Annotated in this window: 12 protein-coding genes and 1 other RNA gene; 6 read left to right on the forward strand and 7 right to left on the reverse strand. The window is 44.4% G+C overall.

The window, feature by feature from the left end:
* Position 1: 1 nt before the first annotated feature.
* Together AC2VE5_RS13630 and AC2VE5_RS13635 are read right to left on the reverse strand one after the other, a co-directional pair.
* Positions 2 to 1612 (reverse strand): ABC transporter permease, encoded by a 1611-nt coding sequence (locus tag AC2VE5_RS13630; protein ID WP_486888290.1) that lies wholly within the window; start codon positions 1610 to 1612, stop codon positions 2 to 4.
* On the reverse strand, positions 1609 to 2619 hold the full coding sequence (locus AC2VE5_RS13635; protein ID WP_486888291.1) for an iron ABC transporter substrate-binding protein: 1011 nt from the start codon (positions 2617 to 2619) through the stop codon (positions 1609 to 1611). The genes AC2VE5_RS13630 and AC2VE5_RS13635 overlap by 4 nt, the downstream gene beginning before the upstream one ends.
* A 336-nt stretch (positions 2620 to 2955) precedes the next feature.
* Between AC2VE5_RS13635 and AC2VE5_RS13640 the strand changes: the two genes are divergently transcribed.
* Both AC2VE5_RS13640 and AC2VE5_RS13645 read left to right on the forward strand, forming a co-directional pair.
* Positions 2956 to 3792: a hypothetical protein gene (locus AC2VE5_RS13640; protein ID WP_486888292.1), complete on the forward strand. Its 837-nt coding sequence runs from the start codon at positions 2956 to 2958 to the stop codon at positions 3790 to 3792.
* Positions 3793 to 3821: 29 nt separating this feature from the next.
* Positions 3822 to 4268, forward strand: coding sequence for a MarR family winged helix-turn-helix transcriptional regulator (locus AC2VE5_RS13645; protein WP_486888293.1), 447 nt, complete (start codon positions 3822 to 3824; stop codon positions 4266 to 4268).
* Positions 4269 to 4278: 10 nt separating this feature from the next.
* On the opposite strand, the gene AC2VE5_RS13650 is transcribed toward AC2VE5_RS13645, so the two are convergent.
* Both AC2VE5_RS13650 and AC2VE5_RS13655 read right to left on the reverse strand, forming a co-directional pair.
* Positions 4279 to 5154, reverse strand: a complete 876-nt coding sequence (locus tag AC2VE5_RS13650) for an SMP-30/gluconolactonase/LRE family protein (RefSeq protein ID WP_486888294.1) — start codon at positions 5152 to 5154, stop codon at positions 4279 to 4281.
* Between the two features lie 311 nt (positions 5155 to 5465).
* Positions 5466 to 5855 carry a hypothetical protein gene (locus tag AC2VE5_RS13655; protein ID WP_486888295.1) on the reverse strand — a complete coding sequence of 130 codons (390 nt, stop codon included), beginning with the start codon at positions 5853 to 5855 and terminating at the stop codon, positions 5466 to 5468.
* A gap of 150 nt (positions 5856 to 6005) precedes the next feature.
* Here AC2VE5_RS13655 and rnpB point away from each other — a divergent pair.
* Positions 6006 to 6384, forward strand: an RNA gene (gene rnpB / locus AC2VE5_RS13660) — RNase P RNA component class A.
* Here rnpB and trpC read toward each other — a convergent pair.
* From trpC to AC2VE5_RS13675, 3 genes are all read right to left on the reverse strand, one after another.
* Positions 6385 to 7281 (reverse strand): indole-3-glycerol phosphate synthase TrpC, encoded by an 897-nt coding sequence (gene trpC, locus AC2VE5_RS13665; protein WP_486888296.1) that lies wholly within the window; start codon positions 7279 to 7281, stop codon positions 6385 to 6387.
* A gap of 209 nt (positions 7282 to 7490) precedes the next feature.
* Complete coding sequence (lpdA, locus tag AC2VE5_RS13670; protein ID WP_486888297.1) at positions 7491 to 8921, reverse strand: dihydrolipoyl dehydrogenase; 1431 nt, start codon at positions 8919 to 8921, stop codon at positions 7491 to 7493.
* 97 nt (positions 8922 to 9018) lie between these two features.
* Positions 9019 to 10020, reverse strand: a complete 1002-nt coding sequence (locus AC2VE5_RS13675; RefSeq protein WP_486888298.1) for an SDR family oxidoreductase — start codon at positions 10018 to 10020, stop codon at positions 9019 to 9021.
* A gap of 202 nt (positions 10021 to 10222) precedes the next feature.
* On the opposite strand from AC2VE5_RS13675, the gene AC2VE5_RS13680 reads away from it, so the two are divergent.
* From AC2VE5_RS13680 to AC2VE5_RS13690, 3 genes are all read left to right on the forward strand, one after another.
* A complete protein-coding gene (locus tag AC2VE5_RS13680) occupies positions 10223 to 10768 on the forward strand; it encodes a PadR family transcriptional regulator (protein ID WP_486888299.1) in 546 nt (181 codons plus the stop codon).
* Between the two features lie 79 nt (positions 10769 to 10847).
* A complete protein-coding gene (lipA, locus tag AC2VE5_RS13685; RefSeq protein ID WP_486888300.1) occupies positions 10848 to 11720 on the forward strand; it encodes a lipoyl synthase in 873 nt (290 codons plus the stop codon).
* A 2-nt stretch (positions 11721 to 11722) separates the two neighbouring features.
* Entirely contained in the window at positions 11723 to 12646 is a 924-nt protein-coding gene (locus tag AC2VE5_RS13690; RefSeq protein ID WP_486888301.1) for an NAD(P)H-dependent glycerol-3-phosphate dehydrogenase, read from the forward strand.
* The last annotated feature ends 280 nt before the right edge of the window (positions 12647 to 12926 follow it).

Here is a 12926-nt window from a genome sequence, read left to right on the forward strand (position 1 = left end):
CCTATCTTTGGTTTGTTTTCTGCTCGTGCAACAACACGGGCAAAGTCGAACCCATAGAAACTACTAGCATTGCCAAAGAACCTACCGCCGCATCGCTAAAAGAAACATTTTCTGTCGCTTTCCAAATCTCTGTTGCCAATGTATTAAAGCCAATAGGGGCTAATAGCAACGTTGCGGGTAATTCTTTAATCGCTGTCAAAAACACCAAAACCGCCCCATTCAACACCCCCGGACGCACCAAAGGAAAAGTAATTTCTTTCAATGTCTGCCAAGGAGTACGCCCCAAAAGCCGCGCTGATTCTTCTAGCTGCGGATGCAACTGCAACAGCGAACTTCTAATTGTGCCTACCGATTGGGGCAAAAATAGCACCAAATAAGCAAATACCAGCATTGGCAAAGTTTGGTACAACCAAGGCAAATATTGAGAACCTAGAAATACTAAAGATATTGCTACGACAATTCCTGGCAAACCAAAACCAATATAACTACACCGCTCAATTGCTGTAGTCAAGCGGCTAGGAAATCGCACCGCCAAAATCGTTACAGGGATGGCGCAAATAGTCGCAATTACCGCCGTAAAACCTGCTGCCGCAATTGAATTAAGGGCTGGCTGCGCGATCGCACTCCAGGAAGCCGTACCATACGCCCCATTGCTACTTGTCAATCCTCGCCACAACCAAAACAAGGTTACGCCCATAGGTAACACTAAACTTAGGCTAACAACGATCGCGCAAAACAATAAAGCAACTATTTTTTTAATTGCGCCCAGTTTTACTATTACAGGTGGACGAACAATCGCACTATTGCGACTGTAATAAACGCCGCGCGATCGCACTTTATACTCTAGCCACAAAATCCCTAGCACCAAAGCAACCAACAGCATCGCCAGCGCCGCCGCTTGGTTGCGATTGAAACTTGACTTGTATTGCAGGAAAATTACCCGCGTAAAAGCATCAAACCGCATCAATGAAGGCGTGCCAAAATCCCTTAAAGCATACAAAGCGACCAGCAACCCGCCAGCTACTAAAGATGGACGCAATTGCGGCAACAATACCCGAAAAAACGTACTTAGCTGGTTTAAGCCCAAACTCCGCCCCGCTTCTACGGTCGCCGGGTCGATTAACATCAACCCTGCCCGGACGCTGAGCAGTAAGTAAGGATAAGTAAACAGTGTCAGCGCCAAAATAGTCCCAAACCAGCCGTAAATCTCAGGTAACTCAGTTACCCCTAAAGGCTCTAACCATAGCTGCAATAAGCTACCTTTGGGTCCAAAAGCAGCAATTAAGGCAAAACTACCGACATAGCTAGGTACGGCTAGAGGTAAGGTAGTGACAATTAGCCAAAACTTTCGCCAAGGTAAATCAGTTTGTAAAGTCAAAAAAGCCAAAGGTACGGCAATCAAAGCACTAGCTAGAGTAACTAAGGCTGCCATACCCGCACTATTGAGCAATACAGTTAAGGTGCGGGGGCGAGATACTAAGTCAATTAAGTTTTCTGTACCTACACCCGCCGTCCTAATTACGAGATAAGTCAAAGGCAAACTAATCGCTACTGCCGTAATTGCAGCAATAGCGACTAAAAATAACGGCGGCTGGGAAGCTTTTAGCCTCAAAGTACCCCTGCTTCTTGAAGTAACGCTATAGTTCCCTGCAAGTCAGACAAGTTGCTTAAGTCAATTTTTGGTGGCTGAAGCTGACTGAGGGGAATTTGTTTTTGCGATGCTTGAATGCCTTTTACTAGCGGATACTCGTTAGTTTCTTTGGCAAAATAAGTTTGAGCTTTGGGAGAGAGCATATAAGCTAAAAACTTGTCAGCGTCGCTCTTTTGGTCGGTGGTATTCAACACCGCAAGACCTGCTACATTCACCATTGCTCCTGCATCTCGGCGAGTATAGTGATGAGCTACTGGAAAATTGGCGTTATCTTTGGTAAACCGATAGAGATAGTAGTTGTTGACCAAACCTAATGAGACTTCACCTTTACCGACAGCTTCCACGATCGCTGCATTTTTGGCATAATCTCTAGCGCCGTTGGCTTTCATTGCCTTTAACCATGCCAAGGTTTTTTGGTCGCCTTCTAGCAAGCGCATGGCGGTAACAAAAGACTGAAAAGAACCATTTGCAGGGGCCCAGCCTACTTTATTGCGCCATTTGGGATTAGTTAATTGAGCCACCGAGGTAGGTAATTCGCTTGGCTTGACTAGCTTTGTGTTGTAGTCAATTACTCGCGCTCGCCCTGAAACACCGATCCATTGCCCCGCCGGGGAGCGAAACTGTGGCTCTACTCTTGTAAGTAAAGTCTTGGCAATAGGCAGAGTGCGTTTTTCTTTAGCTAAAGCTCCTAAAGCGCCCGCGTCTTGAGCAAAAAATACATCCGCGCGGCTGTTTTTGCCTTCTTCGAGTAATGCGATCGCAAGTTCTGCTGTATCGCCGTAACGGACTTCAATATCCATCCCCAAATCTTTCTCAGCTTGGGCAATTAAGGGCGCAATTAATTTTTCTTCTCTACCGGAATAGATAGTCAACGTTTGTTGTTGTGCTGCTTTACTACTGAAAGCTATTCCCCCACCTATAAGTACCGCCGCTACAACAGCAGAAATTTTCCCTAACTTACTTGCCACTAACTTTATCCTCTACTTGTAAATAACTGTCTTCATTCCAGGGCAAAGTTTTGGTAAATCCTTGCCGTCAACTTTCCCAGACAGACGTTAGCTTTTCATTTAAAATAAATACCATCAATTAGACAATTTATTTAAGAAGTTTTTGCAAGCTATTTTAATTAATAGTGGTGCAAAAATATCACTAAATGTCTATCTTACAGAGATTGCAGCAGTTTTTCAGCTTGGTACTATTGCAAATGATTACAACTAAGCTTTACAATTAGTCTGTAGCTGTTAGGACTTAGTTGAAAGTAAGTTCAGAACTTGGTGTAGTACAAGTAGAGAATAATTAATTGCATGACGTACACCAAAAACTTACCTGCACCATTAAGTACAATGTGGAAACTAATGTGGTTAGCCTCCATAGGCTTGCATGGCTTGCTACTTTTAATGCCAATTCCTTCTTCAGAAATACCGACGATAAAAAAGCCCCAAAAGTTAGTCAAGCTAACTCCAGTAACGCCTTCACCTGTGCCTGTCAGTAGGGTAGTTAAAACCACACCCACTCCTGTAGCTAGTAGTCGCCCCAAGGTGCAACAAAAAGTATTAGCCACAAAACAAACACCATCTACTGTTGCTAAGTCCCCTCGCCCCGTTGTCGCCCCAAGTCCTCAAAAGCCCACGTCACCAATCGCCATTGCTCCCCCCCAACAGACAGAAATTGAGCTAGATCCAAAAAATCAAGAATTGCTCCCACCACCGCCAGTTATTCCTTCCGGAGCGCCCAGTACCGCAACCATCGCCACCAAGGAAATTAATGGCGTACCTGTTGATCCTAGCTGGCAAGTTGTAGAGCAGCCCAACGAAGTCATGGCGGAAGCGCAAATGTTTACCCAGCCTGACGGCAAGCTAAACCCCGATATTGTCGGTAAAGTTGCCCAAGTTCCTGATAAAAGCCCTGATACAGTATTTGAAGAATTTTTCCGTTTGCAGTTAGAAATTGCAAATTTTACTGTAGAACCTAGCGGTACTTATGTTGCTGGTGGCGGACTTTATAAACTAACTCCCAAAGGTAGCGATCTCCCCTTATATCTCGCCTTAGCTCCAAATAAGCAAGGTACTGGTACGGTAGTAACTATTTGGAATAAATACCCCAGCCCTGTAGAATCAACAGAAATTAAAGTCTTAAATTAACATTGAATTATTCAATGTAGAAATAATTAATGGGAACTCGATATTTAGGTACAGTCGCAGAAGTTACAGCTTTAGATGCTTACATTAAGCTTGTCAGAGCCACAGAATCAGCAACTCATCGCATCCATCGCCATTTAGAAAGTCACAAGCTAACAGTGACTCAATTTGCGGTGCTAGAGGTATTGTTTCACTTGGGGGCAATGCACCAGCGCGATATAGCAGAGAAACTACTTAAAAGTGGCGGAAATATTACTTTAGTAGTTGATAACTTAGAAAAGCGGCAGTTAGTGCAGCGCGATCGCGAAGTAGGCGATCGCCGATGTATATCTGTATCCCTCACCCCCGCGGGCAAACAGCTAATTAGCGACATATTCCCGGCTCATGTAGCAGAAATTGCCCGGCAAATGAGTATTTTGAGCTTAGAGGAGCAAGCTGAGCTAGGGCGCTTGTGTAAGCGATTGGGGAAGCAGGAATAAGCATCGCGTTTCACCCGCTAAAATGACGAGCAGGCAAACCAGAAGTATCAGTTTGGAGGCTAAACAAATCCCCAGAATAGAAGCTGTTTTGAATCTCAGCTTCACTCAAACCCACGGAGGCAGTTGTAATGTAGAGCGTCTCTAAGCCAACAGAGCCAAAAGTGCAGCAAGTTGGACGTTGAACAGGCATCATTACCCGCATCATCTCTTTACCTGTGGGGTCAAACCGGATAATACACCAACCATCCCACATCGCCGACCAAATACAACCATCTTTATCTACCGTCAAACCATCGGGGAAAAAAGATTCAGCCTTTAAATCTATCAATACTCGGCGATCGCGAATATTGCCACTTTCAAAGTCAAAATTAAAAGCATAGATAGTTTGGAGCGGCGAATCTGTTAGATAAAAAGTTTTATCGTCTGGACTCCACCCCAACCCATTAGATACAGTTAGTCCAGTTTGGATAACGTGCAACGAGCCATCAAGATCGTAACGATACAGGCTACCTTGGGGTTTACCACTACTACTCATCGAACCAAACCAAAAACGCCCAGCGCGATCGCACTTACCATCATTGATACGGATATCGGGATTATCTTCTATATCTACAATTGGCGTAACTTTACCATTGCTAGTATCCAAAAAAGCAAGGCGATGGCGTTGACCCATAATTAGGCGATTAGCCCCGGCGGGTGCAATACAGCCGACAACTTCACCGACATCAAAAAAATTAGTCGCCTCTGTAGCTGGATTAAATTGGTGGACGCGATGGTTGTAAATATCAACCCAGTACAGCAATTGCTCGTCAGGATGCCAAAGTGTTCCTTCTCCTAGCCGCGCTCTTGCTGCGAGAATATTTTTTGGTGAGTAGTTGGTATTCATTAGTCTTATTTAATGGCAGAATCAAGCTTTAGTTTAGAGTTAATTGCTTGTGTCCCAACTACATAGGTTTCTTTAGCTGGCGCGGTTACTTAGGGGCATTTAAACTCGTCCATTCGCCAGAAGGGATAAAAGCAGCTTTCCACTTCTCAAACTCCTCATTTTCAGCACCCACCATGACAACTTTGTATATATCACCTCCTAATAGGCTGATTCCGAAAATTTGCTAGAAGTTAAAGGATTTACAGCATAAAAAATAGCCCGTTGGGACGCGGACTAAAAGAAGTATTTTCTACTATTATTTGCAGACTTGTCTAACGATTAGTTTTTTGTTCTATTTTGCGTTCAGCTTCGCTAAGTTTGGTATCTTCTGTTACGCCACCAAAAACGCGCTGATACTGATCGTTGCCTAGTTCACCCGCCGCGCGTTCAATGCGACCTTTGATATCTTTATTAGAGTTGCCCAAATCTTTAGGAATGATTTTTGCTGCTTCTTTGCCGCTTTCTAGTTCGTCAAAACCTACCTCATCGGTTTTTGGTTGAATAGTTCCTTTAGGAGCAACGGCAACTATTTGCATACTTGCTAAATCGGTTAATGGTGAAGCTTGTGCGGGCGTAGCAGGAGTTGATAACCACGCCATACCTACTAGCATTACACTGGCAATTGTTAAAGTCAGACGCTTGAATATTTTATTGACAAACATACAGAAACATCCTTTTATTTAGGTTGATTACTTGTATGAATGTTAGGAAATAACTATAAAAATATCGTCTTCCCCCAGATGGGTTTCAATGGCAGTTTTAGAGCAAAGCATTGTAACTGTACCAGGCGCGACTACACTTGATATGGGGAAAGAGTAGGCGCAGGTGGTTGCAGATTAGGCACGGCAGCTAATCTGAGGAAAGTCCGGGCTTCCGAAAGACCAAACTTGCTGGGTAACGCCCAGTGCGAGCGATCGCGAGGATAGTGCCACAGAAAGATACCGCCGTTTTCAATAGAAAACGGTAAGGGTGCAAAGGTGCGGTAAGAGCGCACCAGCAGCGCCGAGAGACGCTGGCTCGGTAAACCCCGGTTGGAAGCAAGGTCAAAGGGATAATGGTTGGTCTTTTACCTATTCCACTGCCTAAGAACCGCTTGAGGCGCTTGGTAACAATCGTCCCAGATAGATAACCGCCCTTGGATAGGGATTTCTCTAGCCAAGAACAGAACCCGGCTTATGTCCGACTCTTTCCCTATTTTTGCCCCGAAGTTGAAAATAATTGCGCGATCGCATTTTCGATATCTGGCTGTTTAATTAGCGATTCTCCAATTAATACCGCCTTTGCTCCTGCTTGCGCTACCAATGCCAAATCTTGGGCTTGATGCAATCCCGACTCGCTGACAACTAAGATATTCTTCTCTTGTAATTGCTGTCCTCGTTCTGCCAATATCGAGCAAGTATTTTGCAAATCCACAGAAAAATCTGCCAGGTTGCGATTGTTGATACCAACTAGCGTTACACCATCTAGAGCTAAAACGCGATCGAGTTCTTCTATAGTATGGATTTCAATTAAAGCCGCCATCTTTAAAGCTTTGGCAATTTTACTAAAATATTGCAAGTCTTGGTCAGTTAAAATTGCGGCAATTAGCAGTACCGCATCCGCTCCCCGGACGCGGGCTAAATACATTTGGTAAGGATATAAGATAAAATCCTTACATAATAAAGGCAAGTCTACCGCCGCCCGAATTTGAGTTAGGTTGCCAAAGCTGCCTTGAAAAAACTTTTCATCGGTAAGAACAGATAAACACGCTGCACCGCCTTTTTGATAGGATTTCGCAATTTCTATTGGGTCGAAATCGGCTCTAATTACACCTTTACTTGGCGATGCTTTTTTGACTTCGGCAATTAATGCGGGGTGAGTTTTGGCTTGGCGCAATGCACCAATAAAATCCCGCGAGGGAGCAGCTAAAAGTGCTTGCTGCTGCAACTCCGCTAAAGGTAATTTTTCTCGCAGCCTACTAACTTCATCTTCTTTGTGCCAAACAATTTCTTCTAAAATATTGTTGGGTTCAGCGCCCGGTACAACGACCTGATAGCGCATACTTTCAAGAGCAATAGCACGGTTGGGGGGACGACGACGAATTTGCATTGTGTGTCAACAAGTTTAAATTTAATAGGAATTTTTAAAGTTGGTAGCCAAGCATTGGATCCCCCCTAGCCCCCCTTAAAAAGGGGGGAAAATATTTCTTAGTCCCCCTTTTTAAAGGGAAGGCAAAAAGCGGTATAGCTATGCTTCCCGCTTTATTGCCGTGGGCTAGGGGATCTAACTTTTACAAACCATACCTTTTCTCTCATTCTCTAAGATGCGATCGCGCGTTTGTAAGCTTCGTCCAATACTTCCGATAGGGTCGGGTGAGCGTGGACTAAGTGCGCTAGAGTATGTACGGTTTGACGATTGGCGATCGCAGCCGAGGCTTCATGTATTAAATCGGAAGCGTGTAATCCGATGATATGCACTCCCAACACTTCCCCAGTATCTTTGCGATAAATTAGCTTTGCCATGCCGTCGGCTTCTCCTTCGGCGATCGCTTTGGAGTTACCTTTGTAATAACTTCTCACTGCACCCACTTCAAAGCCTTCTTTGCTTCCCGATTCTTTGGCGGCGGTTTCGGTCATGCCTACATAACTGATTTCTGGGTGCGTAAAGGCGGCGGCGGGAACACTATGGTAGTCTACAATTCGTTCGTGTCCGCAAATATTATCTACGGCGACAATTCCTTGACCAGAAGCCGCATGAGCCAGCATCATTTTACCGTTAGCATCGCCAATCGCCCACAAATGCGGTACTACTTCCCCGGCAGATAGCACCGCCATACTGTCATTTACAGGAATAAAGCCCCGGCGGTCTAATTCTACACCCACCGTCTCTAAGCCGAGGTTTTGCGTGGCGGGGATGCGTCCGGTGGCGACTAAACAAGCATCTACTTCAATAGTATCGATAACTTCTTTGGTCTTAAAATCAGCTAGTTCAATTACTACTGGGGTTCCAGGAGTAACTGTTTTTGCCATTACGCCAACGTGAGTTTCAATATCGCGGGGAGTAATTAAGATTCGTTCGGCTAGTTTAGCAATATCGCGGTCAAAACCAGGCATTAGCTGATCTAAAGCCTCAATCATTGTAATTTCGCAACCCAAAGCAGAGTAGATATCAGAAAATTCTAAGCCGATATAACCGCTACCAATAATTGCTACCCAATCGGGTAAAGATTCCAACTTTACGCCTTGATCGCTAGTAAAAACAGTTTTGCCGTCAATTTCAATCCCTGGGGGGACAAAAGGAATTGAGCCAGGGGAGAGAATAATATCTCTAGCAGTGATAATCTTTTCGCCATTGTCAGTTGCGATCGCCACCTTTTGAGATCCAGCTAACTGACCTCTACCCCGAATTATCTCTACACTCAGGCGTTTGAGGCTATTAGTTAAGTCCCCTTGAATTTTAGCAACAAGATTATTGGCATGATGCGCGATCGCACTGCGGTCAAATTCTACACTACCGACTTCAATTCCCAAAGATTTGAGGTGATGAGCATTGCGTAATTCTCGGACTCTACCCGAAGCTGCAAGTAAGGCTTTGGAAGGAATGCAACCTCTATTTACACAAGTTCCGCCCATATCCGCTTCTTCAATAATTGCCGTTTTCAAGCCGCAACTAACAGCGTGTAAAGCCGCGCCATGTCCGCCTACTCCAGCGCCAATAATAACTAGATCGTAATCAAATTCCTGACTCACTGCGCGCTTCTCCTAGTGCAAACCCTTCTCTATTTTCCTCTCCACCGGGCGATCGGTGCAAGTACCTTCAATTTCTCTCCAAAAAATTTGGGCAAAATTAGGACTTGATGGGATTTTGATAATACCAATCAACTACATCCCCTAAAGTTTGCTCCAAGGGGCGAAAAGTAGCTCCCAATTGAGAAATTGCTTTAGCTGAAGTTACTTGCTTTTTTAGGTGCATGGTACGGATACCTTCAAGGGGAAGGACTGATTTTGTCCCTGTCAAACGCGCATAAATGTCTGCAATCCAGGCATATACCAGCGTCACCTGGTAAGGAAAGCGGCGTTGGGGACAAGGAATACCAGTAACTTTTTCTAGAGTTTTAAACAGATTTTCCATGCTCAAATATTGTCCCGCAACAATATAGCGATCGCCACTAATTCCTCTTTCTACAGCATTAATCGCCGCTTGGGCGACATCCCGCGCATCTACCATACAAGTTCCCCCGTCTAAAATCCCTGGGATTTTTTGCGCCAGATAATCTAACACCAATTGACCACTACCTGTTGGTGCAGCATCTTTTGGTCCAAACATCCATCCTGGTAAAATTAACGTCACTGGTAGCGAGTGTTGCTGCAAGAAATCATTGATCGCCGCCTCCGCCACAACTTTACTTTTAAAATACAGATTTTTTACGGCTTCTGGATCGTTTGGCGTTGCTTCATCACCCGGAACATTAGCGGCGTTCATGCCTACAGGACCAGTGGAACTGATATAAACTACTTTTTTAACCCCTTGCTTTTCTGCGGCGGTGAGTAATTTTATTGTGCCTGTAACATTAATATCTTCTAACATCTGCCAGTGATCTCCCGGTTGATAGTATTCCCGGAAATAAGCAGCAGTGTGGAATAACACATCACATCCTGCTAGTTCTGAGGCAAAGCTGTCGATATTGAGCATATCGCCTTCAACTGGCGATACATCCAAATCGCCAAAAAGCTTGGCTGCTTTTGCTTTTGAGCGTACTAATGCTTTGACTTTGTAGCCTTGTTCGACTAATAATCGCACTAAGTTATTGCCAAGTAGTCCGGTACTGCCAGTTACAAATGCTTGCATATTACTCCTTTATTGCGTTTAAGCAGTCTTAGGCTAAAGATGAGCTAAGACTTGCCTCTTATTCCTCAAAACCGTTCTCTATTCCTAGGAAAATATCGACAAAGTGTATACCTCCGGTAATAGTTTCTTTAACTGCCGTTTTTGAGACTCAACGACGCTTCCTTTATTTCTGTATCTAAAAGATATATATCTAGAAACTATAATGTCAAGAGAAAACAAAAGCAAATATGCGATTATGGGTTTATTGGCTATAAGCCCGATGTCGGGTTACGACATTAAGAAGAAAATTGAACGCAGTACGAGCAACTTTTGGAATGAAAGCTACGGGCAGATTTATCCGATTTTGAAGAAATTGGTAGCTCAAAACCTGGCAACGCAAGCCGTTGAAGAGCAACTAGGCAAACCAGATCGCCACGTTTATAAGCTGACCCAAAAGGGTCAACAAGAGTTGCAAAGCTGGCTAATTGAGCCTGCGGAACCCCAAGTAGAAAGAATCGAGATTTTGTTGAAGCTGTTTTTTGGACAACAGGTTGCAGTAGCAGATAATATTCATCACGTAGAGCAATTTCGAGAACTGCAACAGCAATTACTGCAAAAGTACCAAGCTATTGAGCAAGAAATGCTAGAAAAAGGCACAGATAACCCAAATTTTCCCTACTGGTTGATGACTGTTAGTTATAAATTGCACGTCACCAAGGCATTAATAAATTGGTGTGATGAAACGTTGGCTAAATTTAAAGATAGATGATTGCTAAAGTGCGATCGCTTTCTAGGGCAACTTGTCTGTTAAGATCGATGCTGATTAACACCTATATTAAAAACTAATTGTGACTGTCAAACCAGAGTGGTTGCGGGTAAAAGCGCCTCAGTGGGAGCGCGTCGGTAACGTTAAAGAAATTCTCCGAGACTTGAGCCTAAATACGGTGTGCGAAGAAGCTTCTTGCCCAAATATTGGCGAATGCTTCAACGCAGGTACAGCGACATTTTTAATTATGGGACCTGCTTGTATGCGCGCTTGTCCTTATTGCGATATTGATTTTGAGAAAAAGCCCAAACCATTAGATGCAACGGAACCCGACCGATTGGCGCAGGCGGTAGAGCGACTAAAATTAAATCATGTAGTCATTACTTCGGTAAATCGAGATGACTTACCCGATGGCGGCGCAAGTCAATTTGTACGCTGCATTGAGGCAATTCGGGCTACATCACCCCAAACAACCATTGAGGTATTAATTCCCGACTTGTGTGGAAATTGGCAAGCTTTAGAAACAATTTTGCTTGCAGCGCCAGAAGTCCTAAATCACAATACAGAAACCGTACCCCGCTTATATCGTCGCACTCGCCCCCAAGGGGATTACGAGCGCACTTTAGAATTATTAAAGAAGTCGCGCCTGATTGCTCCAAGAGTTTATACTAAGTCTGGCTTAATGGTCGGTTTGGGGGAAACGGACGCGGAAATTCGGCAAGTGATGACAGATTTGCGAAGAGTAGACTGCGATATTCTAACTTTGGGGCAATACTTGCAACCAAGTCAAAAACACTTGCAAGTTCAAAGCTTTGTTACGCCCGAACAATTTGATACTTGGCGGCTTTTTGGCGAAACTATTGGATTTTTGCAAGTAGTATCGTCGCCTCTAACTCGTAGCTCCTATCATGCTGAAAAAGTTAGAGAATTAATGCAACTTTACCCGCGTAAATAGCTGTGCGCCAGACAAAGATCGCTATTTTGGGTGCGGGTGCTTGGGGAACGATTTTAGCCAAACTAGCCGCCGCCAACGGTCATAACGTTCGTTTATGGTCGCGTAGCGGTTCTTTGGGATTAAAGGACGCTCTAGAGGGGGCTGAGATAGTTTTGTCGGCAGTGTCGATGAAAGGTGTAAGGGCCGTCGCTACGGAGATTCAGTCTTTGTCTATTAATCCCCAAGCAATTTTTGTCAGTGCTACCAAAGGCTTAGAACCTGCGACAACTTTCACCCCAGCGCAGATTTGGCGCTCTGCCTTTCCTACTCATCCTGTAGTTGTATTGTGCGGACCCAACTTATCTAAAGAAATTGAGCAAAATTTACCCGCCGCAACGGTGGTAGCTAGTATCGATGTTGGCGCGGCGGAAATAGTGCAAACCGCTTTTTCTTCATTGCGCTTCCGCGTTTATACAAACTTTGACCCCCTGGGAGTAGAACTAGGTGGGATATTAAAAAATGTGATGGCGATCGCGGCGGGGGCTTGTGATGGCTTACAGCTAGGCACAAATGCTAAAGCGGCGCTACTCACGCGCGGACTTACAGAGATAGTACGCATTGGTAATAGTTGGGGGGCAAAAACCGAGACTTTTTACGGTTTATCGGGCTTGGGTGACTTGCTTGCTACTTGCAATAGTCCCTTAAGCCGCAATTATCAAGTAGGCTATGGACTCGCTCAAGGTAAAACAATAGAAGCAACTTTGGCTAATTTAGAAGGAACCGCCGAAGGCGTAAATACAGCCAAAGTATTGCTACAACGCGCCCAGCAACACAATATTTCTATCCCAATTACAACCCAAGTACATAAGTTGCTAGCAGGCAAAGTTACACCAAGGCAGGCGCTAGAGGAGCTAATGCTCCGCGACATCAAACCAGAAATCTCATAGACTTTATATTTTCAGTTTTTCTGGTATGAGAAAGACTTAGTTGCCTGAGTGTGTTATCCTCCAGCGCTGCAATTTTTGCAAGATATTATTGGCTGATTTACTCACTGCGGTTGCTATATTTCACCGTTATCAGCAACCAATACTGGGCGATCACCCCAGGGATAATTCATTCTAGAAGTAAAAATAGCTTGCCGATGTCATGGGCAAGAAATCGTTCTGCCTTGGTCAGAGAATCATAGCCACTGAAACGAGCAAGATTGATGGCGATATTGCGGATAAT

This window comes from Aliterella sp. E5.1 (genome assembly GCF_057473825.1).

Coding starts and splice junctions, on each gene's coding strand:
- AC2VE5_RS13640 (WP_486888292.1), top strand. CDS start 2,956: ATGACGTACACCAAAAACTTACCTGCACCATTAAGTACAATGTGGAAA.
- AC2VE5_RS13645 (WP_486888293.1), top strand. CDS start 3,822: ATGGGAACTCGATATTTAGGTACAGTCGCAGAAGTTACAGCTTTAGAT.
- AC2VE5_RS13650 (WP_486888294.1), bottom strand. CDS start 5,154: ATGAATACCAACTACTCACCAAAAAATATTCTCGCAGCAAGAGCGCGG.
- AC2VE5_RS13655 (WP_486888295.1), bottom strand. CDS start 5,855: ATGTTTGTCAATAAAATATTCAAGCGTCTGACTTTAACAATTGCCAGT.
- trpC (WP_486888296.1), bottom strand. CDS start 7,281: ATGCAAATTCGTCGTCGTCCCCCCAACCGTGCTATTGCTCTTGAAAGT.
- AC2VE5_RS13675 (WP_486888298.1), bottom strand. CDS start 10,020: ATGCAAGCATTTGTAACTGGCAGTACCGGACTACTTGGCAATAACTTA.
- AC2VE5_RS13680 (WP_486888299.1), top strand. CDS start 10,223: ATGTCAAGAGAAAACAAAAGCAAATATGCGATTATGGGTTTATTGGCT.